25 protein-coding genes, 1 tRNA gene and 1 pseudogene are annotated in these 25,466 nt (G+C 69.8%); 11 read left to right on the forward strand and 16 right to left on the reverse strand.

What is annotated here, in order from left to right:
- Positions 1 to 47: 47 nt before the first annotated feature.
- The 3 genes from AFM16_RS14930 to AFM16_RS14940 all read right to left on the reverse strand — a co-directional run bounded on the left by AFM16_RS14930 (position 48) and on the right by AFM16_RS14940 (position 3,565).
- Positions 48 to 653 (reverse strand): lytic polysaccharide monooxygenase auxiliary activity family 9 protein, encoded by a 606-nt coding sequence (locus tag AFM16_RS14930; protein WP_030780086.1) that lies wholly within the window; start codon positions 651 to 653, stop codon positions 48 to 50.
- Positions 654 to 806: 153 nt separating this feature from the next.
- The gene (locus AFM16_RS14935; protein ID WP_030780088.1) at positions 807 to 1,988 is read right to left on the reverse strand and encodes an SPFH domain-containing protein; all 1,182 of its coding nucleotides are present in this window, start codon (positions 1,986 to 1,988) and stop codon (positions 807 to 809) included.
- A gap of 206 nt (positions 1,989 to 2,194) precedes the next feature.
- A complete protein-coding gene (locus tag AFM16_RS14940) occupies positions 2,195 to 3,565 on the reverse strand; it encodes a peptidoglycan-binding protein (RefSeq protein ID WP_078633611.1) in 1,371 nt (456 codons plus the stop codon).
- A gap of 195 nt (positions 3,566 to 3,760) precedes the next feature.
- Between AFM16_RS14940 and AFM16_RS14945 the strand changes: the two genes are divergently transcribed.
- A tRNA-Lys gene (locus AFM16_RS14945) sits at positions 3,761 to 3,834 on the forward strand.
- 64 nt (positions 3,835 to 3,898) lie between these two features.
- On the opposite strand, the gene AFM16_RS14950 is transcribed toward AFM16_RS14945, so the two are convergent.
- The 5 genes from AFM16_RS14950 to AFM16_RS14970 form a co-directional block, all read right to left on the reverse strand.
- Positions 3,899 to 4,558 (reverse strand): class F sortase, encoded by a 660-nt coding sequence (locus tag AFM16_RS14950; RefSeq protein ID WP_030780094.1) that lies wholly within the window; start codon positions 4,556 to 4,558, stop codon positions 3,899 to 3,901.
- Positions 4,559 to 4,561: 3 nt separating this feature from the next.
- Positions 4,562 to 5,173 carry a hypothetical protein gene (locus AFM16_RS14955; RefSeq protein ID WP_078633612.1) on the reverse strand — a complete coding sequence of 204 codons (612 nt, stop codon included), beginning with the start codon at positions 5,171 to 5,173 and terminating at the stop codon, positions 4,562 to 4,564.
- 118 nt (positions 5,174 to 5,291) lie between these two features.
- On the reverse strand, positions 5,292 to 6,071 hold the full coding sequence (locus AFM16_RS14960; protein WP_030780102.1) for an HAD-IIA family hydrolase: 780 nt from the start codon (positions 6,069 to 6,071) through the stop codon (positions 5,292 to 5,294).
- Positions 6,072 to 6,180: 109 nt separating this feature from the next.
- Entirely contained in the window at positions 6,181 to 7,098 is a 918-nt protein-coding gene (locus AFM16_RS14965; RefSeq protein ID WP_107419087.1) for an LPXTG cell wall anchor domain-containing protein, read from the reverse strand.
- Positions 7,099 to 7,199: 101 nt separating this feature from the next.
- On the reverse strand, positions 7,200 to 8,306 hold the full coding sequence (locus tag AFM16_RS14970) for an ROK family transcriptional regulator (RefSeq protein ID WP_078633614.1): 1,107 nt from the start codon (positions 8,304 to 8,306) through the stop codon (positions 7,200 to 7,202).
- A 56-nt stretch (positions 8,307 to 8,362) separates the two neighbouring features.
- Between AFM16_RS14970 and AFM16_RS14975 the strand changes: the two genes are divergently transcribed.
- Together AFM16_RS14975 and AFM16_RS14980 are read left to right on the forward strand one after the other, a co-directional pair.
- Positions 8,363 to 9,430, forward strand: a complete 1,068-nt coding sequence (locus AFM16_RS14975) for a Gfo/Idh/MocA family protein (protein WP_078633615.1) — start codon at positions 8,363 to 8,365, stop codon at positions 9,428 to 9,430.
- Positions 9,430 to 9,936, forward strand: coding sequence for a heme-degrading domain-containing protein (locus tag AFM16_RS14980; RefSeq protein ID WP_030780114.1), 507 nt, complete (start codon positions 9,430 to 9,432; stop codon positions 9,934 to 9,936). The genes AFM16_RS14975 and AFM16_RS14980 overlap by 1 nt, the downstream gene beginning before the upstream one ends.
- Positions 9,937 to 9,996: 60 nt before the next feature.
- On the opposite strand, the gene AFM16_RS14985 is transcribed toward AFM16_RS14980, so the two are convergent.
- From AFM16_RS14985 to AFM16_RS14995, 3 genes are all read right to left on the reverse strand, one after another.
- A complete protein-coding gene (locus tag AFM16_RS14985) occupies positions 9,997 to 10,854 on the reverse strand; it encodes a fumarylacetoacetate hydrolase family protein (RefSeq protein WP_078633616.1) in 858 nt (285 codons plus the stop codon).
- A gap of 153 nt (positions 10,855 to 11,007) precedes the next feature.
- The gene (locus tag AFM16_RS14990) at positions 11,008 to 11,706 is read right to left on the reverse strand and encodes a YidC/Oxa1 family membrane protein insertase (RefSeq protein ID WP_030780119.1); all 699 of its coding nucleotides are present in this window, start codon (positions 11,704 to 11,706) and stop codon (positions 11,008 to 11,010) included.
- 113 nt (positions 11,707 to 11,819) lie between these two features.
- Positions 11,820 to 12,131 carry a DUF6412 domain-containing protein gene (locus tag AFM16_RS14995; RefSeq protein ID WP_078633617.1) on the reverse strand — a complete coding sequence of 104 codons (312 nt, stop codon included), beginning with the start codon at positions 12,129 to 12,131 and terminating at the stop codon, positions 11,820 to 11,822.
- A gap of 193 nt (positions 12,132 to 12,324) precedes the next feature.
- Here AFM16_RS14995 and AFM16_RS15000 point away from each other — a divergent pair, with 193 nt between their 5' ends.
- The gene (locus tag AFM16_RS15000; RefSeq protein ID WP_030780123.1) at positions 12,325 to 13,116 is read left to right on the forward strand and encodes a DUF817 domain-containing protein; all 792 of its coding nucleotides are present in this window, start codon (positions 12,325 to 12,327) and stop codon (positions 13,114 to 13,116) included.
- Here the strand turns inward: AFM16_RS15000 and AFM16_RS15005 are convergent.
- Positions 13,091 to 13,885: a class E sortase gene (locus tag AFM16_RS15005; RefSeq protein WP_245177699.1), complete on the reverse strand. Its 795-nt coding sequence runs from the start codon at positions 13,883 to 13,885 to the stop codon at positions 13,091 to 13,093. The genes AFM16_RS15000 and AFM16_RS15005 overlap by 26 nt on opposite strands.
- 220 nt (positions 13,886 to 14,105) lie before the next feature.
- Here AFM16_RS15005 and AFM16_RS15010 point away from each other — a divergent pair, with 220 nt between their 5' ends.
- From AFM16_RS15010 to AFM16_RS15020, 3 genes are all read left to right on the forward strand, one after another.
- Positions 14,106 to 15,581, forward strand: a complete 1,476-nt coding sequence (locus tag AFM16_RS15010; RefSeq protein ID WP_030780130.1) for a glycoside hydrolase — start codon at positions 14,106 to 14,108, stop codon at positions 15,579 to 15,581.
- Positions 15,582 to 15,650: 69 nt separating this feature from the next.
- Complete coding sequence (locus AFM16_RS15015) at positions 15,651 to 16,658, forward strand: SEC-C domain-containing protein (RefSeq protein ID WP_078633619.1); 1,008 nt, start codon at positions 15,651 to 15,653, stop codon at positions 16,656 to 16,658.
- 152 nt (positions 16,659 to 16,810) lie between these two features.
- A complete protein-coding gene (locus tag AFM16_RS15020) occupies positions 16,811 to 18,157 on the forward strand; it encodes a DNA cytosine methyltransferase (RefSeq protein WP_037874448.1) in 1,347 nt (448 codons plus the stop codon).
- On the opposite strand, the gene AFM16_RS15025 is transcribed toward AFM16_RS15020, so the two are convergent.
- The 4 genes from AFM16_RS15025 to AFM16_RS15040 form a co-directional block, all read right to left on the reverse strand.
- A complete protein-coding gene (locus tag AFM16_RS15025) occupies positions 18,101 to 18,529 on the reverse strand; it encodes a very short patch repair endonuclease (protein ID WP_256861388.1) in 429 nt (142 codons plus the stop codon). The genes AFM16_RS15020 and AFM16_RS15025 overlap by 57 nt on opposite strands.
- A gap of 76 nt (positions 18,530 to 18,605) precedes the next feature.
- Positions 18,606 to 20,423, reverse strand: coding sequence for a DEAD/DEAH box helicase (locus AFM16_RS15030; RefSeq protein WP_030780137.1), 1,818 nt, complete (start codon positions 20,421 to 20,423; stop codon positions 18,606 to 18,608).
- A complete protein-coding gene (locus tag AFM16_RS15035) occupies positions 20,420 to 21,850 on the reverse strand; it encodes a ParB N-terminal domain-containing protein (protein WP_030780140.1) in 1,431 nt (476 codons plus the stop codon). The genes AFM16_RS15030 and AFM16_RS15035 overlap by 4 nt, the downstream gene beginning before the upstream one ends.
- A 16-nt stretch (positions 21,851 to 21,866) precedes the next feature.
- Entirely contained in the window at positions 21,867 to 22,556 is a 690-nt protein-coding gene (locus AFM16_RS15040; protein ID WP_030780142.1) for a KpnI family restriction enzyme N-terminal domain-containing protein, read from the reverse strand.
- Positions 22,557 to 22,891: 335 nt separating this feature from the next.
- On the opposite strand from AFM16_RS15040, the gene AFM16_RS39030 reads away from it, so the two are divergent.
- The 4 genes and pseudogenes from AFM16_RS39030 to AFM16_RS15060 all read left to right on the forward strand — a co-directional run bounded on the left by AFM16_RS39030 (position 22,892) and on the right by AFM16_RS15060 (position 25,240).
- Positions 22,892 to 23,914, forward strand: coding sequence for a helix-turn-helix domain-containing protein (locus tag AFM16_RS39030; protein WP_143648362.1), 1,023 nt, complete (start codon positions 22,892 to 22,894; stop codon positions 23,912 to 23,914).
- Between the two features lie 525 nt (positions 23,915 to 24,439).
- Positions 24,440 to 24,685: pseudogene (locus AFM16_RS15050) on the forward strand (Scr1 family TA system antitoxin-like transcriptional regulator); the annotation flags it as partial.
- A 34-nt stretch (positions 24,686 to 24,719) separates the two neighbouring features.
- The gene (locus tag AFM16_RS15055; protein ID WP_306293472.1) at positions 24,720 to 24,896 is read left to right on the forward strand and encodes a DUF397 domain-containing protein; all 177 of its coding nucleotides are present in this window, start codon (positions 24,720 to 24,722) and stop codon (positions 24,894 to 24,896) included.
- A 74-nt stretch (positions 24,897 to 24,970) separates the two neighbouring features.
- Positions 24,971 to 25,240 carry a hypothetical protein gene (locus AFM16_RS15060; RefSeq protein ID WP_030780151.1) on the forward strand — a complete coding sequence of 90 codons (270 nt, stop codon included), beginning with the start codon at positions 24,971 to 24,973 and terminating at the stop codon, positions 25,238 to 25,240.
- Positions 25,241 to 25,466 lie beyond the last annotated feature (226 nt).

A 25,466-nucleotide genomic window follows, 5' to 3' on the forward strand; every position in this document is an offset into this window, starting at 1 on the left:
GGCACGGTGCCCACGGAGTCTGCCCTCTCAGGGGCGGAACGCGGCGATCAGAAGGTGACGTCCGAGCAGGCGTAGAACGCGTTGGTCGTGTCGGCGATCGTCCACACCGCGAGGATCACGTGCCGGCCGCTGAGCCCGGACGGCAGAGTGCCGCTGTGCGAGAGGGTGGAAGGGGGCCGCTGACCGTTGTAGGGCACGGTCAGGAACGGTGTGAGGTTGAGGTCGGAGCGGGCCAGGTTGTGGTTCTGGTTCCAGCCCGCCTTGGTCACGTAGTACTTGAAGTCGGTCGTCGCGTGCATGGCGGTGAACTGCCAGCGGAAGGTGTAGCTCTGCCCGCCGTTCACCTTGGTGGCCGGCCACGCCCCGCCGTTCGGGGCCTTCGGGCGGTCGAGCTGGGCGAACCGGGTGTTGTTCCCGGAACACAGTTGTCCGTCGGCCGCGCCGGACGCCGGGAAGCCCTTCGGGCCCTCGACGCTCTGCGGCTCCCACTGGATGTCGCCGCAGTTGGCGACGGTGCCGTTCTGACAGAGTTTCTGCCTGCTGATGGGCAGGTCGGTGTAGCCGTGGCTGCTGGCGCCGCCGGACGAGAGCACGAAGGCTCCCGTGGTGGCGAGGCCGAGCACGGCGGCATAGAGCTTGGTCCGTGTGCGCATGCTGCCGCTCCTGGAGAACGTGGGGAGTTCTGGGAGTTCTGTGAGCTGATGCAGGTCTAGACCAAGTCTGAGGTTATGACCGTTCCTTGAACATGTCCATACCAATCGCACGATCGAATCGCGCCATTGACGTGACGCGCCGCCGGTGTCCGGTCACGGCGCCTGTTCCCCCCGCGCCGAGCAGAAGGCGACGGTCAGGTCCTTCACCAGCGCCTTGCGCTCGTAGTCGTCCAGCTCCACCAGCCCCCGCATGGTCAGCCGGGTCACCGTGTCCTCCACCGAGTCGACGACCGAGGTCAGCACGGTCGCCCGGTGCTGGGCGTCCAGCGCGGCGATCCGGCGGCGGTGCATCGCGGCGGCGACCTCCGGGGCGTACTCCACCCGCAGCGGCTGCACCGAGTACACCTCCAGGCCGATCGCCCCGGCCTCCCGCGCCACCCGCCGGGTCAGCGCCTCGCCCGCCGCGTCGACCGAACCGCGCCCCGAACCCGGCGCCTCCACCGGGATCCGGGCCAGCGCCGCCTCCACGCACTCCCGCAGATACGTCTCGTGGTCCTCCACCCCGAGCGTCGCCCGCGCGGTGTCCCGCACCCGCCACACCACCAGGACGACGACCCGCAGCGCGACCCCGCTGCCGTCGGCCGCCGCCATCGGCTCGCTGCGCCAGTGCCGCAGCCGGACGTCCACCCGGCGGCGCAGCAGCAGCGGGTTGACCCAGAGCAGACCGGTGCGGCGCACGGTCCCCCGGTAGCGGCCGAACAGACCGAGCACCCAGGCCCGCCCGGTCCGGCCGCGCGCCAGACCGCCGAAGCCGAACATCCCGAGGGCACCGGCACCCGCGTACGCCGCCCACTGCGCCGGACCCAGCCCGGTGCCGGCCAGCACCGGCAGCCGCAGCGCGTCGGACACCAGCGGGGGCAGGACCCCGGCCCACCACGAGGTGGCCAGGCACCCCGCCGCCCCGCAGGCCCCGGCCAGCACCCCGACCGCGCCGGGCAGCACCCGCGCCCTGCGCTCCACCAGCGCCGGGTCCACCTCGGCCGCCGGACGCGGGCGCATCGGACCCGGCCGGCGCAGCCTCGGCTGCTCCCCGGTCCCGGCGCGGCTCCCCACCACGGCGGGCCCCATCGCCGCGGTCCGCGGCTCGGCCTCGTCGCGGAACAGCAGATGCACGGGGATCTCGGTGGTCGCCTCGTTCTGGATGAGCCGGGGGGTGGGACGGGGCGCCGCGAACTCGGCGGCACCGAGCGGCGGGGCCGTGGGGGTCGGCTCCTCGGCCGGGGGGTTCGCCGTGCCCTCCGGCTCCGGGGTGTGTGAAGTGGTGGTCGTGCTCATTGCGTGCCTCCAGCCTCCGCGCCAGATACGCCATGACGGTGAAGTGAGTGAGGACCGGCCGGGTCGGGACCGGCCGGGTCGGGACCGGTCACGTCGGGCCCGGTCACGTCGGGCCCGGTCACGTCGGGCCCGGTCGAGCCAGGACCGGCCGGGTCCGAGCCGGTCGCGTGCGGGCCGGTCGCGTGAGGGCCGGCGCCCCGGTGCGGCTACGAGAACAGGCGCCTCCAGGTCTCCGGCCCCGGGTAGCCGTCCGCCGCGCCGCCCCGCCAGCCCTGGGTTCGCTGGAACGCCTCGACGGCACGCCGGTCCGCCTCGCTCCAGCGCGGCCCCGGACCCGTCGTGTAGAACCTGCCGAATCCTTTCTTCACAAGCTGCTTCCCCAACTGCGTGACATGGGCGTTGTTCGCGCCGGGCCGGAACAGCGCCCGGCCGGGAAAGGCGGGGACCTGCGGCGCCGGGGTGGAGGCGGGCGGACCTCCCGCACCCGGGGCCGTCGGGGTCGTGACCTGCGCCGCCGGGATGTTCTTGCCCTTCCCGGTGACCAGCAGGGACCAGGTCACCGGGCCCGGCAGCCCGTCGGCGTCGGCACCGGTCCACCCCTGCGCCTGCTGGAACGCCCGGGTGGCCCGCAGATCGGCGTCGGTCCAGCGCGGGCCGGGCCCCGAGGTGTAGAAACGGGCACCGCCGCGCGCGACGAGGAGTTGACCGAGCCGGGTGACGTGCGCGTTGTCGGCGCCCGGCCCGAAGGACGCCCGGCCGGGGTACGCCGTACCGCCGCCGTCGGCCGGCTCCGGGCCCGCCGCCGAGCCGTCCTTGGAGCTGTCGGCGGCCGTGACCCCCTTGTAGCGGTAGGGGACGTAACTGCTGGAGTGGCTCCAGTAGGCGTAGGGCGTGGACTGCCGTCGGGTGGTCGGGCGGGTCTGCTCGTAGACGGTGTAGTAGGTGTGCGTGTAGTCCGTCCAGCCGCCGAAGATGACGACGTGCGAGCCTTTCTGCGGGTCGGACGGATTGTGGAACAGCAGAATGTCGCCGGGCTGGAGTTCCTCCTTGGAAATACGCGTCCCGAACTGCGCGAGACTGCCCGTCCACTCGTTCCCGGGCAGGTTCCACGCCTTCGAGACGTATCCCGAGCAGTCCTGCCGGTATCCGTCGGACCAGTAGGCGGTCATGCTGTACGGCACTTTCGCCGTGACCCATTCCTTGGCCCGCCGGATGATGTCGGCCCGGGTCGTCGGGGGTGTCTTGACCGGCCCGGACGACTGCCCCGACTTCCCCGGCGGGACGCTCGTCCCGTGCAGCGGGGCGGCGGTGCCCTGCGGGGTGTCGGGCTCCTCACGTGCGGGAACGCCGGGCAGCGCCGGGGCGTGCGGGGCTGCGACGGCGGGTACGGCATGACCGGCGCCGAGGGCCGCGGCGCTCGCCGCGGCGACGACGAGCGTGCGGTGGGCGGCCGGATGCCCGACGATTCCGCCCGTCCCGCCCGTTCCGGCACGGGGCGCCACCCGTCGCCAGTGAACGCATCCGGGGCATTCGCAGTCACTCTCGGGATCGAATTCCTCGAACGCCGGAGTATCCATGCGCTTCCCCTCACCCTCCAGATGGAAATGTCCGCGACTGTGCACGTTCGTCAGTTTCCCAACTGTCTTCGCGGCGCGCATGCTGACGGTCCGAATGATGTACGCCGCCGTCGGCGCGGCCCGGCCCACGGATACCCGGCCGGCTCGGTGGTCGGGGGCGCTCCGGAGGTCATGTAGAGTTCTGCCTGTCAGCACGCGCCGCTAGCTCAGTTGGTTAGAGCAGCTGACTCTTAATCAGCGGGTCCGGGGTTCGAGTCCCTGGCGGCGCACAGACGGTGAAAGGCCCCTCGCGGAAGCGGGGGGCCTTTTGCGGTGACCGGACGGCCTCGGCGGTCATCCGCCGGTGCCCGTCAGATACGCCGACACGACCACGTTCGCCGTATAGCTGCGGGTGGCCCGGTCGAAGGTGCCGCCGCAGGTGATCAGCCGCAGCTCGGCACGGCCCGGGCGGCGCGGCCCGTACGCCTGCCGGGCGTCGAAGCGGTCGCGCGGGACGACCTCGACGCCGTCCACCGTGAACTCGGCGATCTTGCCGTCGTCGCGGGCCACCCGGATGGTCTTGCCGGCCCGCAGGGTGCTGAGCTTGTAGAACACGGCGGGTCTGGTCTCGGTGTCGACGTGCCCGACCATCAGGGCGGTGCCCGGCGCGCCGGGCTTGGCGCCGGCCGCGAACCAGCCGACGACACCCGCCTGGTCGAACGGCGGCGGGTCGATCCCGCCCCGGGTGTCCAGACCACGGGCCACCACCGGCGCCTGCACCCCCAGCTCGGGTATGTCGATGCGCTGCGGCAGCGCCTGCGCCAGCGGGGCGGCGGCGGGCGGCAGCTCGGCACCGTCCGGGCGGCCCACCGCGGCCACGTCACCCGTGGTCGCCGCGGACCCGCCCGGCCCCTCGGTCACCTCACGCCCCCACAGCCACAGGCCGAGCAGCAGCAGGGCCCAGGCCGCGCAGGTGAGGAGACGTCCGGAGGAGCGTTCGCGCTCGTCGGGCACGGGTCAGCCCGCCCTGCGGCTCCGGCGGACACCCCGGAACGCGACGACGGCCGCGGCGACCCCGGCCAGCACCAGACCGGTGACCGCCTGCGCGGTCCCGGGGCCGTCCGTGGTCCGCCCCGCCTCCGCGGCGGCGAGCGGGGCGCTGCCGCCGCCGCCCGCGCGCACGGGCGCGATCGGGGTGACGGGTGCGGTGGCGGGTGCGGTGACAGTGGCGGTTGCGGTGGCGGGGGACGTCGGCACGCGTGGCGCCGACGGATCGGCGGGCAGTGCCCCGGCGACGACCTTGATCCGGCCCTTCACCTGGAAGTCGACGCAGGTGATCTTCACGTCGTAGGTGCCGGCGCCGATCGAGGAGCGGACCTTGGTCTCACCGGCGAGCATGCCGCCGGCGCCGACCAGCCGGGCGTCCGAGACGAACGCCTCGGACACGGCGACGGCCGTACTGCCCACGCAGCCGCTGACCCGCAGGGCGACCTCGCCGCCCGCGACCGGGTTCGAGGGCGTCAGCGTGACGCTTCCGCCGCCGTCCGCCGCCGTCGCGTACGACGCCGGGACGATCACCGCGGTCAGGGCCGCGGCACCCGCACACAAAGTGACTTTCAGTGAACTCATCGTGAACCTCCAGCTATCTGGAGGCTCCCCCGGAAGGACCCGTGGCGCATCCTCACGCGGGGTTTCACTACTCCGAACGGGTAGCGTCCGTCTGCCGCCGGGTTTCGATCCGGCCAGGTCAGATGCGGTCCACGAGGTCCGCGATGGAGTCGACGACCTTCGACGGCCGGTACGGGAAGTTCTCCACCTGCTCGGGGCGGGTGAGACCGGTGAGCACCAGGAACGTCTGCATCCCGGCCTCCATGCCCGCGAGGACGTCGGTGTCCATGCGGTCGCCGATCATCGCGCTGGTCTCGGAGTGGGCGCCGATGGCGTTCAGCCCGGTGCGCATCATCAGCGGGTTGGGCTTGCCCGCGAAGTACGGCTGCTTGCCGGTCGCCTTGGTGATCAGCGCGGCGACCGCCCCGGTGGCCGGGAGGGGGCCCTCGGTGGAGGGGCCGGTCTCGTCGGGGTTGGTGCAGATGAAACGGGCCCCGCCGTTGATCAGCCGGACCGCCTTGGTCATGGCCTCGAAGGAGTACGTGCGGGTCTCGCCGAGGACGACGTAGTCCGGCTCGTGGTCGGTGAGGATGTAGCCGATGTCGTGCAGCGCGGTGGTCAGACCGGCCTCGCCGATGACGTACGCCGTGCCGCCGGGCCGCTGGTCGTCCAGGAACTGGGCCGTGGCCAGCGCGGAGGTCCAGATGTTGGCGATCGGCACGTCCAGGCCCATGCGCTGGAGGCGGGCGTGCAGATCGCGCGGGGTGTAGATCGAGTTGTTGGTGAGCACCAGGAACGGCTTGCCCGAGTCCCGCAGCTTCTTCAGGAAGGTGTCGGCGCCGGGGATCGGGACGCCCTCGTGGATGAGCACGCCGTCCATGTCGGTGAGCCACGACTCGATGGGCCTGCGGTCTGCCATGTGCGAGATCTCCTGCCGTACGCGTGTACGCGGTGGCGCGTCGCTCCAGCGTAGTCACAGGCCCGATCTTGAGGGAACGGCCGGTTCGGAAGCGTCCACCTGCTGGGACTCAGGGGCGGCGGCGGGACCGTACGAGGAAGGCGCCCAGGGCGAGGAGCAGGGCCGCGGCCGCGGTGAGCGCGACGGTGGGGAGGGGGCCGGTGCTGGCCAGTTCCTCGTCGTCCGCCTGCTCGCCGGACGGGGAGGCGGTCGCCGTACGGGTGGGGTCGCCGGACGTGCCCGGCCGGACGGTCTCGGCGGACGGCTTGCCGGGTTCGACGGGGGGCACGGGGGTGCGGCCGGGGGGTGGTGGGGCGGTGGCCGTGGGGGAAGTGGGGGTGGGCTGAGCTTCGGTTTCGGTTTCGGCGTCAGGGTTGGTTTCGGGGTCGGGGTCGGGGTCCGGGTCGGCTTCGGGGCTGACCGAGAAGCGGTAGTCGTTCGACTGGCCGACCCATTCGCCGTCGTCGCCCTGCCGCTGGACGACGGCCGCGTTGACGGTGACGTCGTTGGGCGCGGTGCCGGCGGCGAGCGCCAGGCGCAGCCGGACGCTGAGGGTGCGGCCGGGGCCGACGGTGAAGCCGGGGAACTCCTCGGCGGTCCCCTCGGGGCCCTCGGTGAACGCCCCGACCAGTTCGTCCTCGTCGGTGGTCTCGAAGCGGACGGGGTGGGGGCGGCCGTCGGCGTAGAACTCCAGGCGGGGCTGGGTCGGCTCGAGCGCCCGGTGGGCGTCGACCAGGACGACGACCGGGTGGACGCCGGTGCAGGTGCCGTCGGTGGTGTTGGTCAGGTCGAGGTACCAGGTGCCGTGGCCGGCGCCGGGCCGGTAGGCGCGCGGGCCGCCGCGCAGGCGCGTGGTGAGGGGGAAGGCACCGGTGTCCGCGCCCGCGCAACGGGGGCCGGGCTCGTCGGCCGCGCCGGCCCGCGCGGGCACGGCGAGCAGGGCGGCGGCGGTGGCCAGGCAGAGGGTGGCGTGCGTGCACGGTCGCATGGGCACATGAGCCTGCGGCAGCCGGGGCGGGGAACGGCGACGCCATTCCGTATGACCATATGATTCCGCCCGATCGGCTCACGAAGCGCGGTGATCGCGCCTCACCCGTCCCCCCGCCCGAACACCGGCCCCAGCAGCAGATGGGCCGCCCCCTCCGCCACTCCCCGGGTCCCGCCGGCGGCGAGGCGTACCGGGACCGGGCCCTCCCGGGCGCCCTCGCGGCGGGCGCGTTCGGCGAGGACGGCGGCGACTCCCCGGACGAAGGGCTCGGGGCCGGCCGCGATCGTGCGGCCGCCGAGCAGGACGAGGTCGATGTCGAGCAGCCCGGCCAGGTTCGCCGCGCTCTCGCCGAGCACCCGGGCCGCCTCGTCGACGTCCCCGCGCTCCATCGCCGCCAGACACAGCGCCTCGACGCAGCCCCGGTTCCCGCACGGGCAGGGCGGCCCGTCGAGCTGGATGACCTGGTGCCCGAACTCCCCGGCGCCGGTCCTGGCCCCCCGGTGCACGGTCCCGCCGAGGACGAGTCCGGCACCGAGGCCCGTACCGAGGTGGAGGTAGGCGAAGGAGCCGCGCTCGCCCGCGACGGCGAGTCCGAGGGCGGCGGCGTTGGTGTCCTTGTCGACGACGACCGGCACCCCGAGCCGCCCGGCGAGGGCGTCCCGCAGCGGGAAGCCGTCCCACTCGGGGAATCCGGTGACCCGGTGCAGCACGCCGTGGGTGTGGTCGAGGGGGCCGGGCAGCGCCACGCCGACCCCGAGGAGGGAGGCGCCCGCGGCCCGGCCCAGCGCCTCGGCCTCCCGGACCACGGCCCCGAGCACCGCCTCCGCGCCGGCGCCCAGGTCCAGCGGCGCGCGCCGCTCCCCCACCACGGTCCCGTCCAGGTCGGCCAGCACCGCCCGCAGTTCGTCGCGGTCCAGGTGGACGCCGACCGCGTGCCCGGCCTCCGGGACCAGCCGCAGGACCGTGCGCGGCTTGCCGCCGGTGGACGCGCGATGGCCCGCCTCGGCCGCGAGCCCCTCCTCCCGCAGCCGTGCGGTGATCTTGCTGACGGCCTGCGGGGTGAGCCGGGTGCGCTCGGCGAGTTCGAGGCGGCTGATGCCGTCCGGCCCGGCCGAGCGCAGCAGGTCCAGCACCAGCGCGGTGTTGTGGCTGCGCAGCGCCAGCAGATTCGCACCGGTCGGGCGGGGAGCGCCGTTGGTCCTGTTCACGCCCTCATTCTCTCCTCTGCTTGCACTTTGGCAACAGCGTTGCGAAAGTGGAGGGCATGACTGGTACTCCCCTCCGCGTGGGCCTGGTCGGCTACGGCCTCGCCGGCTCCGTGTTCCACGCCCCGCTGATCGCCGCCACCGAGGGCCTCGCCCTCGACACGGTGGTCACCTCCCACCCCGAGCGGCAGGAGCAGGCCCGCGCCGAGTTCCCGGACGTACGCGTCACCGCCGACGCCGACGGCCTCCTCGCCCGCGCCGACGAGCTGGACCTGATCGTCATCGCCTCCCCGAACAAGACGCACGTGCCGCTGGCCACCGCCGCCTTGAAGGCGGGCCTGCCGGTCGTGGTCGACAAGCCGCTCGCCGGCACCGCCGCCGAGGCACGCGAGCTGGCGGCCCTCGCCGAGGAGCGCGGCCTGCTCCTCTCCGTCTTCCAGAACCGCCGGTGGGACAACGACTTCCTGACCCTGCGCCGGCTCGTGGCCGACGGCGAGCTGGGCGACGTACGGCGCTTCGAGTCCCGCTTCGAGCGGTGGCGGCCGCAGCCGAAGGGCGGCTGGCGGGAGTCCGGCGACCCGGCGGAGATCGGGGGTCTGCTGTACGACCTCGGCAGCCACCTCGTGGACCAGGCGCTGGTGCTGTTCGGCCCCGCCGCGTCGGTGTACGCCGAGGCGGACGTCCGCCGGCCCGGCGCGCAGACCGACGACGACACCTTCATCGCCGTCACGCACACGAGCGGGGTCCGCTCCCACCTCTACGCCTCCGCCACGACGGCCCAGCTCGGCCCGCGCTTCCGGGTGCTCGGCTCGAAGGCCGGGTTCGTGAAGTACGGCCTCGACCCGCAGGAGGCGGCCCTGCGCGAGGGCGGTCGCCCGGGGCCCGGCTGGGGCACCGAACCGGAGGAGCTGTGGGGCCGGCTCGGCGCCGGCGAGTCCCCGCTGACCGGCGGCGGAACGCCCGTACGGACTCTCCCCGGCGACTATCCGGCCTACTACGCTGCGGTGGCCAAGGCACTGATCGACGGCGGCCCGAACCCGGTCCCGGCCGTCGAGGCGGCCGCCGCCCTCGACGTGCTGGAGGCGGCCCGCCGTTCGGCACGAGACGGAGTGGTGGTGACGCTGTGATGGGCGCCCATGAGCTGACCCCGAAGTTCACCCCGGAGATCACCCCGACGCTGGAGGAGCTCCAGGCCCAGGAACGCCGGCTGGTCTTCCGCCGGTTCGACCACGACGACGCGTGGGCGCTCGGCTCGCTCCTCGTCGAGCTGGCCCGGGAGCGGCAGGCGCCGGTCGCGATCGACATCCACCGCTGCGGACAGCAGCTCTTCCACGCGGCGCTGCCGGGTTCCGCCCCCGACAACGACGCGTGGATCGCCCGTAAGCGCCGGGTGGTGGAGCGGTTCGGCGCCTCCTCCTACCTGGTGGGGTCCCGCGCCCGCGCCAAGGGCACGACCTTCGAGGAGTCCTCCCGCCTCGACCCCGACACGTACGCGGCGCACGGGGGTTCGTTCCCGATCACCGTGGAGGGCGTGGGGGTCGTGGGCGCGGTGACGGTGTCCGGGCTGCCGCAGCTCGAGGACCACCGGTTCGTGGTGGCGGCGCTGGAGCAGTACCTGGAGAAGTTCCTGTAGGGGCCGGTAAAAGCCTGTAGGGGCCCGTAGTGGGGATTTCTCGGGGGAACTCAGGGGCGCTCAGGCGTCCTTGAGTTCCTGCCGCTGCCGCCCGAGCCCCGTGATCTCCAGCTCCACCACGTCACCGGCCCGCAGGAACGGCTTCGGCTCGGGCGCGCCCAGGGCGACCCCGGCCGGGGTCCCCGTGTTCACGATGTCCCCCGGGTACAGCGTCATGAAGTGGCTGAGATACCGGACGACCTCGCCGACCGGGAAGATCTGGTCCGCCGTCGTCCCGTCCTGCTTCGGTTCACCGTTGACCCAGAGCCGCAGGGACAGGTCCTGCGGGTCGGCGACCTCGTCCGCCGTGACGAGCCACGGCCCCAGCGGGTTGAACGTCTCGCAGTTCTTGCCCTTGTCCCAGGTCCCGCCCCGCTCGATCTGGAACTCCCGCTCGGACACGTCGTGCGCGACGGCGTACCCGGCGACATGGCCGAGCGCCTCCTCGGCCGACCCCAGGTAGCGGGCCGTACGGCCGATGACGACCGCCAGCTCCACCTCCCAGTCGGTCTTGACCGAGCCGCGCGGGATCAGCACGGTGTCGTGCGGCCCGACGACTGTGTCCGGCGCCTTGAGGAAGACGACGGGCTCGGCGGGCGGCTCGGCCCCGATCTCGCGGGCGTGGTCGTGGTAGTTCAGCCCGATGCACACGACCTTGCCGATCCGGCCCAGCGGCGGTCCGATCCGCAGCCCGGCCGGGTCGAGCACGGGCAGCTCGCCGGACTCCCCGGCGGCGCGGACCCGGCCGAGCGCCCCGCCGTCCGCGAGCAGCGCGCCGTCGATGTCGTCCACGAGCCCGGACAGGTCCCGCAGGGTTCCGTCGGCGTCGAGCAGCGCGGGCCGCTCCGCTCCCGCCGTACCGACACGCAGCAGTTTCATGGTCACCGTCTCCCTGGTTCGCGGGGTGCCCGCCGAGGGGTGCGGCCGCCGGAGGACTGTCCGATCCTCCAAGTCGGGCGGACACTCCGCAAGACCCCGTTCATGTACTGGACCTCGTGGGGTGCGTGGAGGCGGGTCACTTGTAGAGGCGTGTCACTTGTAGAGGACGGCCCGTTCGACGGCGCTCCAGGTCGAGCTGGTGACCACGTACAGCGCGGCGGCCAGCGGGACGACCGCCACGGTGACCAGGGTGAAGAAGGACATGAACGGCATGACCTTGGTGAGCGCGCCGACCCCGGGCACGTCCTGGCCGCCGGTCGCGGGCAGCGGCATCCGCTTGGCGCGCACGTAGTTGAAGCCGGCGACGACGGCGACCAGGGCGAACAGCCCGAGGTAGACGAGCCCGGCCCCGCCGACAAGGCCGTCCCCGGCGAGCGCGTCGCTCCAGCGGCCGCCGAGGGGCGCGGCGAGCAACTGGTGGTCGAGCAGTTCGTTGCGCGCGCCGCCGATCGAGGAGTTGGAGAAGAGGTGGTAGAGCACGAAGAACGCGGGGAGCTGGAACAGGCTGGGCAGGCAGCCGGACAGCGGGGACACCTTTTCCTCGGCGTGCAGTTCCAGCACGGCCTTCTGGAGCCGCTCGGGGTTCTTGGCGTGCTTGCGGCGCAGCTCGGCGATCTTCGGCTGCAACGCCGTACGGGCCTTCTGGCCGCGGGCGGACGCCCGGGACAGGGGGTGGACGAGGAGTCGTACGAGTGCGGTGAACAGGACGATCGCGGCGGCCGCGGCGGACGCGCCGAACAGCGGGTTCAGCAGATCGGCGAGATGGCCGACCAGGTCAGCGAAGACGGACATGGGTGAGGAGCCCTCCGGGGGTCTCGTCGTGCCGGGGTGAATGCCGGGACGGTGGTCGTCCGGGCATGGCGGCGTGACGACCCGCGCGGGGTCACGAGGTGAGGAGCGTCGCCCTACGCGGTGGTCGTCGCGAGGGCGTGGCCCGGTGCCCTGGGGCGGGGCCGGCCGGAGGCGTCCGGATCGCGTTGCGTCAGGAAGGCCGTACGGCGGGCGCGGTCCCTGATGGCCGTACGCACCCGGGTGGGCGGTACGGCGGGGGCGCTGCGCGCGGCGACCAGGGAGCTGACCGCGAGGGCGGAGGAGGCCGCGGCGGTGGCGGCGAGGGCCACGGCGGCGGAGAAGCTGCCGGAGTCCATGAGCAGGACGTCGACGAGGAGGAAGAGCACGAGGAGGACGGGCGTGGCGACACGGCGGCGTACGCGCATTCGTCCTCCGTCCCTCGTCTCTCGTCCCTGGGGGTGCTGTGCACGTCCCTGGGGGTGCTGTGCACGTTCTTCGCCGGTTATACCTGACCGGCCTCGGTCCGGGCCAGCACGCACCGGCCGGTGCGGGATCCGTCACGCGGCCACGGGGAGCGCAACCGAACGCGCCTCCCGGCGGCTCTACACGCACATGTACATGAACCCGGACCCGCTCGGGATCACCGGCCGCGCCGGACCGTTCCTCCGTCTGCTCGCCGTACAGCTCGTCCGCTTCGGGTGGGTGCAGGCGCGGTGCTGCGCGTTCGCGGTCGCGCTGTTCGGCGGCATGGCCGTCTCGAAACTGCTCCCGCCCCTGCCGGTGCCCCGCTACGACCTGCTGCTGGTCTACGGCGTCCTGCTCACCGCCGCCGGATACCTGCTGGGCTGGGAGACCCGGCGGGAGGTCGCGGTCGTGGCCGCCTGCCATGTGCTGGGGCTCGCCTTCGAGATCGTGAAGGTGCGCGTCGGCTCGTGGAGCTACCCCGAGCCCGGCTTCGCCATGATCGCGGGCGTGCCGCTGTACGGCGGGTTCATGTACGCGGCCGTCGGCAGTTACGTCTGCCGCTCCTGGCGGCTGCTCGACCTGTCCCTGACCGGCTACCGCCCCCGCGCCACCGCCGTACTGGCCGTCGCCCTCTACGTGAACTTCCTCAGCCACCACTGGCTGCCCGACCTGCGGCTGCCGCTCGGCGCGCTGCTGCTGCTCGCGACGGCACGGACGTGGGTGTACTTCACGGTCGGCGAACTGCGGCACCGGATGCCGCTGGCGCTCGCGTTCGCGCTGATCGGCTTCTTCCTCTGGCTGGCCGAGAACATCGCCACGTACCTCGGGGCGTGGACCTATCCGTCCCAGCTCGACGGCTGGGAGCCGGTCTCGCTGTCCAAGTGGCTCTCCTGGGCCCTGCTGATCAGCGTCACCTTCGTCATCTGCGGGGCCCGCCGGAGGTGAGCGTCCCCCACACCACCAGGCGGTACCGGGAGGTGTACTCCGGCGTGCAGGTGGTGAGCGTGAGATAGCGGCCGGGGGCGTCATAGCCGTACGACGGTCTGGTCAGGGAGCGCGGCACCGGCCCGATGACGCCGGTGTCGCGGGGCGAGGTCCGCGGGAGGACCGTGTCGACGGTGTACGTGTACCGGGCGGTCCTGGTCTCGACGGTGATCAGGTCGCCCTTCCTGAGCCGGTCGAGGTGGCGGAAGGGTTCGCCGTGGGTGTTGCGGTGCCCGGCGAGGGCGAAGTTGCCTTCCTGGCCGGGCTGTTGGGTGTGGAGGTAGTGGCCGGCGTAGCCCTTGTCGAGGACGTTGCGCTTGCCGGTGCCTTCGGCGATCGGGACGCGGAGGGTGAGGCGGGGGATGGTGAGGATGGCGTAGGGGGTGTCGGGGGGCGAGGGGGTTTCGGGGGTGGGGGCGTCGGAGTTCCCGGGGTTCTCGGGGTTCTCGGCGGCAGGGCTGGTGTCGGGCGGGTCGGCGCCGGGCGGGTCGGTGTGGGGGCTGTCGGCGTCGGTGTCGGACGCGCCCGGATCCCCCCACTCCCGCTCCAGCGCCTCCACCCTCCTCTCGGCGCCCTCCTTGGCTTCGCGGTTGGTCCACCAGAGCTGGTGGGCGACGAGGAGCAGGAGCAACACCCCGACGGTGACGAGGAGTTCGGCGCCGCCGAGGAGCGCTCGCCGGATCCGGGCGCGCCGCCGCAGGGTGCCGTGCTCTACGAGGGGAGTCCGCACGCGGGCACGATAGGCGCCCCGGGCCGAGGCATAAAGACCCGTACGCCACCAACTGCCGTACAGAGTGCGGATGTTCGCCCCCTCGAACGCTCCCCCTCCGACTTTCTCCACAGGTTTGAGAAAGGGCTGTCGGAACCCTCGACAACCCACGCGCCACACCCGATGCTTCGTGTCGGCCGAACGGGACCCGGCATCGGCCACGACTCGGAGCGGAGTAGTCATGATCCGACGCAGGACACTGCTGGCCGCCACCGGCGGCGCGCTCTTCGGAACCGCCCTCGCGACGGGCACCGCCCACGCCGACGCGACGATCGCCGTCAACCCGTCGAACACATACGGGACTTGGGAGGGCTGGGGCACCTCGCTCGCCTGGTGGGCCAACGTCTTCGGCACCCGTAACGACTTCGCCGACATCTTCTTCACGACGAACTCGGTGACGTACAACGGCACCGCGCTCCCCGGCCTCGGTCTGAACATCGCCCGCTACAACCTCGGCGCGTGCGGCTGGAACGCGGTGAACGGCGAGACCATGGTCGCCTCGCCCAACATCCCGGCGTTCAAGCAGATCGAGGGCTACTGGCAGGACTGGAACAACGAGGACCCGACGTCGTCGGCGTGGAAGTGGACGGCGGACGCGGCCCAGCGGGCGATGCTCCAGAAGGCGGTGGCGCGCGGCGCGACGACGGAGCTGTTCGCCAACTCCCCGATGTGGTGGATGTGTCTGAACCACAATCCGTCCGGCGCCGCCGGTGGCGGCAACAACCTCCAGTCCTGGAACCACCGCCAGCACGCCTCCCATCTGGCCGCCGTCGCCCTGTACGCCAGGAACAACTGGGGCGTGGACTTCGCGACGGTCGACCCCTTCAACGAGCCCTCGTCGTCCTGGTGGACGGCGACCGGCACGCAGGAGGGCTGCCACATGGACGCGTCCGTCCAGTCGGCCGTACTGCCGCACCTGCGTGCCGAGTTGGACAAGCGGGGGCTGACGTCGACACGTATCTCGGCGTCGGACGAGACGAGTTACGACCTCGCGCGGACGACGTGGAACTCCTTCTCCGCCACGACGAAGGGGTATGTGGACCAGGTCAACGTGCACGGCTACCAGGGTTCGGGCGGCCGCCGCGACCTGCTGTACACGGACGTGGTGACGACGTCCGGGAAGAGGCTGTGGAACTCGGAGACGGGCGACAACGACGGCACCGGCCTGACCATGGCCGGCAATCTGCTCTACGACTTCCGCTGGCTGCACCCCACGGCCTGGGTGTACTGGCAGGTGATGGACCCGACGGCGGCCTGGGCGATGATCGCGTACGACGCGGCCACGCTCCAGGCGGGCGCGGTGCAGCCGAAGTACTACGTGATGGCGCAGTTCAGCCGTCACATCCGCCCCGGGATGACGATCCTCGACACGGGCGTGAGCTACGCGGTGGCGGCCCTCGACCGGACGGCGCGGCGGCTGGTGATCGTGGCCGCGAACACGGCCGCCTCCGCCCAGACCCTCACCTTCGACCTGTCCCGCTTCACGACGGTGGCGGGCGGCGCGAACGGTCTGGTCCCGCGCTGGAACACGGTCACCACGACGGGCGGGGACCGGTACCGGGCGTACACGGACACGTCCTTGAACGGAAAGTCGGTGAGCGTGCCGTTCGCGGCGCAGTCGGTGCAGACGATCCAGGTGGACGGGGTGACGGTGTAGGAGGACGGGGCGAGGTCACCGTGCGGGAGGGCGGGACCTTTGTCGGCGGCGGGCAGTACGGTGTCGTCCATGCGCCCCGACACGCCTGCCGAAAACGTCGACCACACCGCCGAGGCGGCTCGCCTGGAGCGGACCGCCGGCCTGTACCCGGAGGACGCGGAGGCCCTGCTGCTGCAGGCCGCGGCCCACCGTGAACTGTCCGGCGACCGCGCCGGCGCGACCGCGCTCTACGACCGTCTGCTGTCGTCCGCGGAGAGCCTGGACACCCCGCACCTGGTCCGCGCCCTGAAAGCCTCGAACCTGTGGGAGTACGGCCATGAGGCCGAGGCCCGCGCGATCATCGACGGCATCCGCGCGTCCGCCCCGCGCGACCCGGCGCCCTGGGTGATCGTCGCGGAGGCGCTGGAGACCCACGACGAGCTGGAGCAGGCGGAGAAGACGTTCACGGAAGGCGTGCGGCTGCTGCTGACGGACGTGGCCGAGCCGCCGTACGCCACGCACCCGCTCCTCTTCGGCCGCCACCGGGTGCGCCGGATGCTGGGCGCGGCCCACGACGACTGGGACGTGACGGCGGACGCCCTGCACTCCTCCCCCGTGTCCCTGGACGAACTCCACGACCCCAAGCGGGTGTGGTCCCTCGGCTCGGACAACCCGGCGGAGCTGGCGGCGGAGATCTCCCGCCTGCGCGCCGAACTCGGCACCTACCGCGAGGCCCTCTCCCGCCCCTTCCCGGTGGCGGTCCTCCACTGGCCGACGACGGAACTCACGGAACTCCTGGCCGCGTACCCCGCCCTCGCCTCCGAATACCCCTCCCACGAGGAACACCTCACGGTGATAGAGGCGTCCCTCCGAGAACTCGCCGCCTCCGGCACCCCCAACCTCGGCATCGTCACGGGCACGGTCCCCTCCTACGAAGCCTTCGCCGCCTCAGAATCCACGTCCCCGTCCGACCCGAACCTCCTCCCCCAGTACGCGACGACTTTGGCGGCGAGGGGGAGGGCGGTGGCTTGGCCTCCGCAGAGGGGGGGTGCTTGTTGGTGCGGGTCGGGGGTGGCTTATGGGGAGTGTCACGGCTGACGGCGGAATACAGCACAGCGTCGCGAAACGATCTCCACGCTGCTAGACGGGTAGTTGCACGCGCATGCCCTGATAGGTGCGAGACTCATGGTGCCGAGTTGCCGTGAGAAGATCGCCAGCTCTCGCATGAACCACCATCCAGAAGGAGAGTCATGTCCTCCAGCGGCCATGAACGCCCGGAGTTCGCCCAGCCACTGACCTCGATCGAGATCTGTGCCGGGGCAGGCGGCCAAGCCGTTGGGCTGCACAACGCGGGCTTCGACCACAGCGCCCTGGTCGAGTGGGATCCGCATGCGGTCAACACACTGCGCGCCAACGTGGGAAATTGGCCTGGATGGACTCCAGAAAAAGCTCAGCAAATCAATCCCATGGATGTCCGCGAATTCCTGGGTTCCGATGTCGAGAAAAGCCTCAACCTGAATCCAGGGGATCTTGACCTTTTGGCTGGAGGCGTTCCTTGCCCTCCTTTCTCATTGGCCGGAAAACGACTGGGAGAGGAGGACGAGCGCGACCTTTTTCCAGCCGCTCTAGAGATCATCGAGAAGCTGCTTCCGAAAGCCGTAATGATCGAGAATGTTCGCGGAATCCTTGAGCCGCCGGAGTTTTTCATTGACTATCGAATCAGGATTCTAGACAGGCTGCGCGACGCGGGCTACATGGTGCCGGAAATCAACGCCCATCAGTCACCCAAGGCTCAGGACATTGTCATGCGTAAAGTATGGCGGCGACTCGACGCCAAGGATTTCGGTGTTCCCCAGCTACGTCCGCGAGCCATCCTCGTGGCCATCCACAAGGACGCCATGGAGCAAAGCTCGCACGATTTCAAATGGCCAGTGCATCTTAGAGCTGACGAGGCAACAGTTTTCAGCCGTCTTCGGGAGACTATGCGTGAGCGCTGCGGCGACTTCTGGGAGCTGAACCAGGATGGCAGGCGTGCCAGGCCAGGTGAGCGCACTGGCCAGAACGTGTATGACGACTGGTACGAAGCGGCCGAGAAGGCAGCCGCCGCAGGCCGAGGGGTTGCCCCGACTTTGGTAGGCGGCTCCAAGAAGCACGGCGGAGCCGACCTCGGCCCCACCCGCGCTAAGCGGGCCTGGGCGACCATGAACGTGGACGCCATGGGAGTTGCGAATGACCGCGATGAATGCATTCCCGAGCGCGATCTGTTCAGGCCTGCGGGCCCCATGTTGACGGTTGAGCAGGCGGCAATCATTCAGGGGTTCCCGCGGAAATGGAATTTCCGCGGCGGGAAAACTGCCCGCTATCGCCAGGTCGGCAACGCCTTTCCGCCGCCGGTAGCCGAAGCAGTGGGACGTGCCATCGCGGCAGTTTTGCGCCCAGACCACCGGTCCGAACTGCTGGCCAATTACGCCATGGAACTGAGCGACAGCCTTGACTCTGAGACTGTCAGCTCCGGGGCAGAACAGATGGAATTGTCGGTGTCAGCCAGCCCGGCGGCTCAGAACCGCGTCGGCGATCTGGCTGGCACACGCGTCTGATGGCTCATGCTCCCAGAAACGGAGCACGAGCCATCCTGCCTCAGCCAGCCGTTGGTCCGTGTCACGGTCCCTCGTGACATTCCGGAGCACTTTCTCCGACCAGTAACCCGAGTTTGTCTTCGGCGGAACATAGTGCTCGGGACAGCCATGCCAATAGCATCCGTCGATGAATACCGCGACCTTCACCGGCCGGAAGACCAAGTCAGCCGTCCGGCGAAGGCCTGGTAGCGGGCGGGCCGCGACGCGGTAGCGAAGCCCCTTGGCGTGCACCAGCCGACGGATCAACTGTTCGGGCTTCGTGTCACGGCTCCGAATCGCCTGCATGTTCCGACGTCGCGCCGCGGACGAAGCCCACGACCCCTCTGGAGCCACCCACTCGGTTTCGTTGGTCACATTTTCAGAGGGTAGTCGGCATTCCCATCCCGCCGACAGGAAAGTCCGTCGTACGTCAGCGGCTGCCCACGTGGCTCAGCAGGGCTTCCACGTCACTGGGCGCAAGCCCGGCTCCCACCGACGGTTCCTCCTCAAGATCGGCTAGCTGCTGAACCGTCGGGTCATCAAGGATTCGCCCCATGAAGTCCAGCTTCTTCTCCAGCCTGATGGCCACCACCTCATCGACCGTCTTGCGGGCCGCCAGGACGGTGACCCTGGTCTCGGTATCCGGCGCCAGCCCGAGCCGGTGGATGCGGTCGAGGCTCTGCAGGAAGCGGCCGGCCATAAAGTCACGGTCGACGTAAATCGCGTCATGGCAGACGTGGTGCAGGCTGATGCCCTCACCCAGCGTGGCCGGATTGGAGATCAGCACCATGCAGCTTGGGTCTTCACGGAAGCGCCTGAGCTGTTCATCACGGTCTGGGGTGCCGCCGTAGACCACAGCAGGGTTGTACTTCTCCAGCATGCGTTCCAGGGTCGTCAGGCTCCGGACAAAGGTCGTCCAGAGCAGCGTCTTCCGGCCGCGCGCCGCGTTCTCCGCGATGATCGCGACAGCCTCCTTGTACTTGGGCGACAGTTCGTGGTCAGGCAGGGCCTGCATGAGCGCATACAGGGAGCTGTTCTCCGGAATCTCCAGTGGCGGAAGCTGGTAGGCCAGTGGCTCGTACCTGCTCCCCCCTTCCAGAAGGAGTGCGGGGCTGACCGCGGCCATCAGCAGGCGAAGCGCCGTCCTGCCGAGAGCGCTGAGATCATCTCGGGCTCGCTCCGCTTTGGCGCCTTGGGCCAGCGATTCATAGATCTCGTCATGAAGAGGGGGCATGTCCACGTAGCGCAAGCTCAGCTGCACGGGAGGCAGGCCAAGCTCGTGCTTGGTTGTCCGGGTGAACAATGGCCGCAAGACCGAACTCGCATAGGCCAGGTCACCGCCTGCCACCGCCTGAACCACTGTGCGCTGACCATGCCCCGGCCAGACGAAGCCCAGCAGGTTCTCCAGATCCTTGGCCCCGTTGGGCGCGGGCGTTCCCGTGAGGATGAGACGCCGCGCGGCTAGCGGCCCCAACGCCATGCAGGCGGCTCCGTACGTGCCTCGCGCGCCCAGCTTCATCCGATGCGCCTCATCCAAAATAATCATGGCTGGTCCCGCTTTGAGCCATCCAGCCAACAAGGCGAGCTGGCGGTCGAGGCGCTCGTAATTGACGATCAGCACCTCGGTCCACTGGTCCATTGAGCCATCGAGCACATGGGTCCGCAAGGCGTACTTGAAGCATACGGCTGTCTCATAACGCCAGGAGTCGTAAGCCGATTTGGGGCAGACGACCAGCAACCGTCCCACTCGCCCCTCTGCCTTCTGGGCTGCGTACACGGCGAGAGCAACACGGGTCTTGCCTGCGCCGGGGACGCTGAAATTAGCTCCGTGCTGGAGAGAAAGAAGCTTGGCGATATCGCGGAGCTGGAACTCACTGAGCTCGCCCTGCCAAGTCTCTCCGAGGAGGGCGCGCACCTCGCCGGCCGTCGTTTCCGTGGGCCCCTGCGCCTCGTCGAGGCGTTCCTTGACCGTGTTCGCATCCTGCACGACGCCGGCCACCAGCGTGCGCAACTCCGCTTCCCACTCAACGCCTTGCGGATGCGGCCAGGAGCCGAGCGCACCTAGGTCCCCGAGGAGTTCGTCCAGCGCGATCGACGCACTAAGGGGGCTCAGCTGGCCGCCCGTACGGAAACGGGCGGCCAGCTGGACGAGATCCTGCCGGTACTCATCGGTGGTACGCAGTACGACACGGGTACGGGTCTCATCGAATCCGAGTCGCAGAGAGGTGCCTTCAGCGCCGAGCGTCATGCCGTGGGCTCCGCCGTCGCGGCCTCAAGCAACCAGGCGACGCCGTCACCAGGGTCGGGCAGACCTCGGCCGGCCTGCTGCGCCAGCTTGCGGAGGCTGCTGCGGAGATTGAGGACAGCATCGTCGAACGCTTCCTCGTCCAGGCTGCGGGACGACCTCGCCTGAACCAGGTCAGCCACACACTGATCGATGCTGGCGCATGCCTCCGCAAGCCGGGCAGGAGCAAGCTGCTTGCGCTTACGCAAGCGGGCGCTCCGGCCCGCCTCATCGATCGCCTTGTCGAAAGCGTCCCTCGCCTCGCTGATGACCTCCTGCTTTTCGGCCCTCTCCCCTTCCGCGAGGTCATGGACACCCGCGCCCACCATGGCCTTGGCCCGAAGGACACGGTCGTTCAGGGCCCGGGCCTCCGACACCGCGGAAGAGGAGGCGGGAACGGTCAGGCCGAGCCCCGGAATGAGCACCCCGGCATTCTCAGGCGTCGAGGCGCTGGCAGCCTCCGGGGCGGGGAGCATGTGGCCAAGGCCGCCCTTGAGGAAGTGCTCGTCAATGTGCCGCACATCCGTCTTGGAGAATCCCAGGAGGATGGCGGCCAGCCGCCACTCCTTGAGCACCTCCGCCTGGTCCCTGTCCACCGACTCCAGCTTCATGTAGAGCCTGTGCAGTTCCTTCAGACGCTCCTGGGCCCCCTCCCAGTCGACCAGGCGCAGCTTGGAGCCGCCCCCGCTCGCACTGCGCTCGATCAGTTCCCGGACAGTGCTGAGGATCCAGCGCTCCTGGTGGTACGTCTTCACCTGGATCCTGAAAGCCTTGGCGATCTGTTCCGGAGTCCGTCCCAGAGCAGCCTGCTCCTCCATCGCGATGAGGCGGTTGATGTAGGAGTAGTCCCTGCGGTGATCCTTGCGGAGCTGCAAGGACAGCTCAACGGCGTTGATGTCAGCCCAGGTGAACGACTCAGGCAGGACTCCGACGCGCATCGACTGCACGCCGAGTTCCCGCAGCGCGCAAGCCCTGGTGTTTCCGTTGACCAGGATGCCGTGGTGGGTGACGAGACCCGGATCGTTCTGCCCGAACTGCTTGAGGCTGTCCTTCAGACCGTCGAAGTCCGTGTCGCGGAGGTTGGGGTCGGTCGGCGAAGCCTGGAGAAGGAACCTCAGGTAGTCCTGGCTCTCCGCGCTCCACGGATCTTTGTCCAGGCCCTCGTCACGGACAGGGTCATGGCTGCGCTGAGCCCGAATCCGGTGAGTGCCAGGGTTGAAATACAGGCTGCTGATCGGGAGGTCAACGACCTCAACGTGAGCCTGCTGCTCGTTCCAGTCGACCGTGACGGTCTCGCGGGTGCCGCCAGCGTCGCGAACCTCCCGGACCTTAGTCCTGATCAGTTCACTAAACTCGTCCGCCCTCGGCGGCGCGGCGAACTCTCGCATCATTGTTGTCTCCGCTCCGTCAGTCGTTGTCGCCGGCCAGCGCGGCGGCCACGGCCTTGCGCGCGTTCTCAGGGAGGCTGCGGTAGACACCCCACGCCTTCTCCAACGGCCCAAGCGTGCGCTGATCAGCCTCGATCCAGGCAGTCAGCACCTGGCGCTCCATCGGGGCGAGGGCATTCACCTGAGCCAGCACCTGAGCCAGCTCCACCGTCCGCTCGCTGCCCCCCGCGCCGCACCGCTTGCACTCCGTCACGGTCTGGTAATCCGTCGAACCATCCGGCAGCAGCACCTTGCGCCGGGCAATGTTCAGTACGGCCGGAGTAATGCTGTCCTCGTAGAGCTCGCCGGCGGCAACGCCACACGCGCGGCACATGTAGCTGTCAGCCGCGAGGATCTTGGCCCGCTGCGCCGCCGTGATGCTCGCCTTGTGCTTCGGCGCCTTAGCCTTGCCCGGGAGCCACACTTCCGCTCCGGCGGCGACGAAACGCTGCTCCTGCTGCGTCAACGTCGGATCATCACGGCTCGTGTCAATCTTCCAGCCGTGATCCCGGAGGTCCCGCAGCCGCCGGTCAATCTGCGCGACGTCCGGAAACGCCTCGCGCAGCTCGACCTTCGTGAACGTCCCGTCCACCCCCACAACCTGAAGAAGCCACAAGGCCGTACGCGCCATGCTTCCCAGGTTCTCGCTCTGCCAAGACGGCAGGGTCATTTCTTGATCCTCCAGATCCGCTAAACGACAGCAACGACATAGCAGGCGACAAACCCAGCCATAGGCCGCCACCAAAACAAACTGCCCCCAAAGCGCACATAAAGTGCGCCAGGGCCCCACCCCAGCCAACCGCTGCGTGATGTTATTACTGCGCCACGAGTGATTGCCTGAGAAAATTCTCGCATGCCCGATCCGTGCGAGGTCAAGCTCATAACTCTTGCGACAAAAACAGCAAGTACACTCCGCCCGCCTGCGGCACAATCGACAGCACGGCAGCTCCGACCCCGGACCGGCCGTGCAACAAACGGCATGCGGACGCTAGGGATGATCAGTACATGACACGCGTAGAGCATGGTCAGAGCTGGGTAGCTAAGGCCATCAGCAGTGACGTTCCGCCCGGGAAGCGGGAGCTGGCGCTGCGGATTCAGCAGCTATGCCGCCACTTGACGGGTGAAAGCGGAGCAAAAAAGGGCATCCTAAAGCCAACCCAGGCACAAGCGGCAAAACGTCTCGGGATTTCCGAGACGTCGCTTTCGCGATTCCTAAGCGGATACTCCGTTCCAGCAATGGAGCTGTTGGCGCTGATACACGCATCTGCCCGCGAGGACGCGGCCAGCGACTTCCCTGCCGACATCACACTCGCCGACCTGCGGAATCTGCGAGACCGGGCGAACGCGGACCACTGCGACAGCTGCGTGACACTGCGCGCGGAGCTTGAGCAGCTAGCACGATCCAGGGAGGACGGTCCGCAGTTCCCAGCTGCAGACCTCGGGTCAGCGGACATCTCCGCCGAGCGCACACATCAGCGATCCACCGTGGCGCGTCTCACCCAGCAACTCGGCACCCTGGAGGTACAGCGAGATCGACTGCAGCAACGTTGTGACCACTCAGAGGCCGAAGTTGACCGCCTCAGGGCAGAAATTGCGCGGCTGAGCTCTCGGCTCGCCTCCATGGCGGCAAGGCGAGCCGGCCTCGAATCCCGTCCGGCAGCAGCCGCAGCAAGTCAGCCAGATCCGCTGCCGGTCCCCCCGTCGGCAAGGGACCGGCAGCGGACTGCCTCAGCCGAGCGGGCCGCCGGGAACATCGCCGCCAAGGCTGGCGCCCTCCAGGGAGGCAGCCGGCAAGGCAGCATGTTGTCACTCTTGCATCACACGGTGCGCACGTTGAGTCATGCAGAGATCGCTTCGCTCATGTGCTTGTTGCGCCACCAGCAGGAACGGGAACTTGCCGACAACCTCATCCACATCTACGGACGGGACCAGAGTCATCAGGACGTCATCCAGGTGGCGTTGCATCTCCATGAACGCGGGGCCCCTGACGACGCAGGCACCTTGCTACGCATCCGCGCCACTCTGTGACCAGCTCACGGCGGGGGTTCAGCCGCCGCCTCTCGATGCCGCACGGGTGTCCCGTGCGACGGGACGAACCTCGCCGCCTGCCACGCCTGCATTGAGCTGCCGGAGACGAGCTGCGGGCACAACAACATCCCGCTCGATCGTCTAGTGGCCGGCTAACGCCTCGGCCGCGCGCCTACACCCGCGCCTCGGTGAGTCACGCCCCGGACCGGGGCGATCCGACGACGGCGTGCGGTCGTGCCTCGTAGTCGGACTGCGCACGATCGAGGGCCTCGACCACGTCGTCGCAGCCGTGCGCACCGAGCCAGAGGAGGACTCGGCCGGTTGCGACCGGGAGGACGCACCGACACCGAGCCGGCGCAGTGGAACTCCAACAACGCCTCGGCCCGCTCCACCCCGGGGCAGTCAACGATTCCGCGCCCGCGTCCAGGAGGGTGGGAAGCTGCGCGAGGGTCGGGGTCGTGGACCTCGATGCGCAGCCGCACCTCGTTCATCGAGACGGCGAGGCCCGATTGCCACCCGTGCCCCCTTCAGGTCCTCCCGTTCGACTCGGGGACCTGTCCGGTCACGGGGTCGTTCACCATGCTGGGCTTTCCCGCTCCGGAGGATCCCGACCTCGTCTACCGGGACGGCATCACCGATGCCGTCTACCTGGAGGGCGAGCATCATGTGCGTGAGTACACCCGGGCGTTCGACGGACTGCGGGCGGCAGTCCTGAGTCCTCGACGTTCGACCCATCTGATCGAAACGGCCCTGAAGGAATACGCCAAGTGAGTCCTGCAATGTCCGACGCGGACGGCGGTCGGGTGTGGTTCACGTCTTCGCACAGCACGGTGCGGGAGGAGAGTGCGTCGAGTGCGCACTGCCCGATGACGGCGCCCTAGTACGGGACTCGAAGACATCGGGAGTGCCCGTGGTGGCGTTCGGAAGCGAACCCTGGCTCTCGTTCATACGTGCCCTGAGGCACCGCACCTCCGCAGAGTGACGGCGCATGACGTACACCGGGGCGGCACGCCAATATGTGCGGCTATGGCGACCATTACGAGTGCTGAGAGCGCTGTGCAGTACGCCCGTGAGAACGGGTGGAGCACGGAGACCGTGCGGACGGCCTTCGGGCAGGTGGCGGTGGAGATCGTCAAGTGTGTGAAGGGGACGAAGACCGTGTCCGGCATGTGGGCGACCGCTCCGGACCTGAAGCTTCCCTGGCACACCTACTGGTGCAAGGGCTTCTACAGCACGGGAAGCGGCTCGGATCGTGTCATCGACGACATGACGTCCAAAGATCCCAAGGTCCCGGCTCTGGAGAACGTTCTCGCCGAGTTGGTGTGACGTCGATGTGCTCGGGACCTGCATTCCGCGCGCAAGGGCGCGTTGGATCCTCGTCCAGGCGAGTCGGGCCCGTGGCGTTCTCGCGTTCGCGGGATTGCGAGACGTGACGTGGACGGCGTACGTCCGCCGATGACACGGGCTTCGTTGTGAGCCACGCCACCGGAACTGTCCTCCGGGAGCGGAGAGGTACGGGTGTGAGTTCCCACGGTGGCGGTGACGATGACGG

This window comes from Streptomyces antibioticus (assembly GCF_002019855.1).
GTDB classification, from domain to species: Bacteria; Actinomycetota; Actinomycetes; order Streptomycetales; family Streptomycetaceae; genus Streptomyces; species Streptomyces antibioticus_B.

Excerpts from the sequence above, each read along its gene's own strand:
- AFM16_RS14930 (WP_030780086.1), bottom strand. The coding sequence starts at position 653 with ATGCGCACACGGACCAAGCTCTATGCCGCCGTGCTCGGCCTCGCCACC.
- AFM16_RS14965 (WP_107419087.1), bottom strand. The coding sequence starts at position 7,098 with ATGCGACCGTGCACGCACGCCACCCTCTGCCTGGCCACCGCCGCCGCC.
- AFM16_RS15000 (WP_030780123.1), top strand. The coding sequence starts at position 12,325 with ATGAACCCGGACCCGCTCGGGATCACCGGCCGCGCCGGACCGTTCCTC.
- AFM16_RS15010 (WP_030780130.1), top strand. The coding sequence starts at position 14,106 with ATGATCCGACGCAGGACACTGCTGGCCGCCACCGGCGGCGCGCTCTTC.
- AFM16_RS14955 (WP_078633612.1), bottom strand. The coding sequence starts at position 5,173 with ATGAGTTCACTGAAAGTCACTTTGTGTGCGGGTGCCGCGGCCCTGACC.
- AFM16_RS15040 (WP_030780142.1), bottom strand. The coding sequence starts at position 22,556 with ATGACCCTGCCGTCTTGGCAGAGCGAGAACCTGGGAAGCATGGCGCGT.
- AFM16_RS14980 (WP_030780114.1), top strand. The coding sequence starts at position 9,430 with ATGGGCGCCCATGAGCTGACCCCGAAGTTCACCCCGGAGATCACCCCG.
- AFM16_RS15030 (WP_030780137.1), bottom strand. The coding sequence starts at position 20,423 with ATGACGCTCGGCGCTGAAGGCACCTCTCTGCGACTCGGATTCGATGAG.
- AFM16_RS14995 (WP_078633617.1), bottom strand. The coding sequence starts at position 12,131 with ATGCGCGTACGCCGCCGTGTCGCCACGCCCGTCCTCCTCGTGCTCTTC.
- AFM16_RS14935 (WP_030780088.1), bottom strand. The coding sequence starts at position 1,988 with ATGAGCACGACCACCACTTCACACACCCCGGAGCCGGAGGGCACGGCG.
- AFM16_RS15020 (WP_037874448.1), top strand. The coding sequence starts at position 16,811 with ATGTCCTCCAGCGGCCATGAACGCCCGGAGTTCGCCCAGCCACTGACC.
- AFM16_RS39030 (WP_143648362.1), top strand. The coding sequence starts at position 22,892 with ATGACACGCGTAGAGCATGGTCAGAGCTGGGTAGCTAAGGCCATCAGC.
- AFM16_RS15015 (WP_078633619.1), top strand. The coding sequence starts at position 15,651 with ATGCGCCCCGACACGCCTGCCGAAAACGTCGACCACACCGCCGAGGCG.
- AFM16_RS15035 (WP_030780140.1), bottom strand. The coding sequence starts at position 21,850 with ATGATGCGAGAGTTCGCCGCGCCGCCGAGGGCGGACGAGTTTAGTGAA.
- AFM16_RS14990 (WP_030780119.1), bottom strand. The coding sequence starts at position 11,706 with ATGTCCGTCTTCGCTGACCTGGTCGGCCATCTCGCCGATCTGCTGAAC.
- AFM16_RS14940 (WP_078633611.1), bottom strand. The coding sequence starts at position 3,565 with ATGGATACTCCGGCGTTCGAGGAATTCGATCCCGAGAGTGACTGCGAA.
- AFM16_RS14960 (WP_030780102.1), bottom strand. The coding sequence starts at position 6,071 with ATGGCAGACCGCAGGCCCATCGAGTCGTGGCTCACCGACATGGACGGC.
- AFM16_RS14985 (WP_078633616.1), bottom strand. The coding sequence starts at position 10,854 with ATGAAACTGCTGCGTGTCGGTACGGCGGGAGCGGAGCGGCCCGCGCTG.
- AFM16_RS14975 (WP_078633615.1), top strand. The coding sequence starts at position 8,363 with ATGACTGGTACTCCCCTCCGCGTGGGCCTGGTCGGCTACGGCCTCGCC.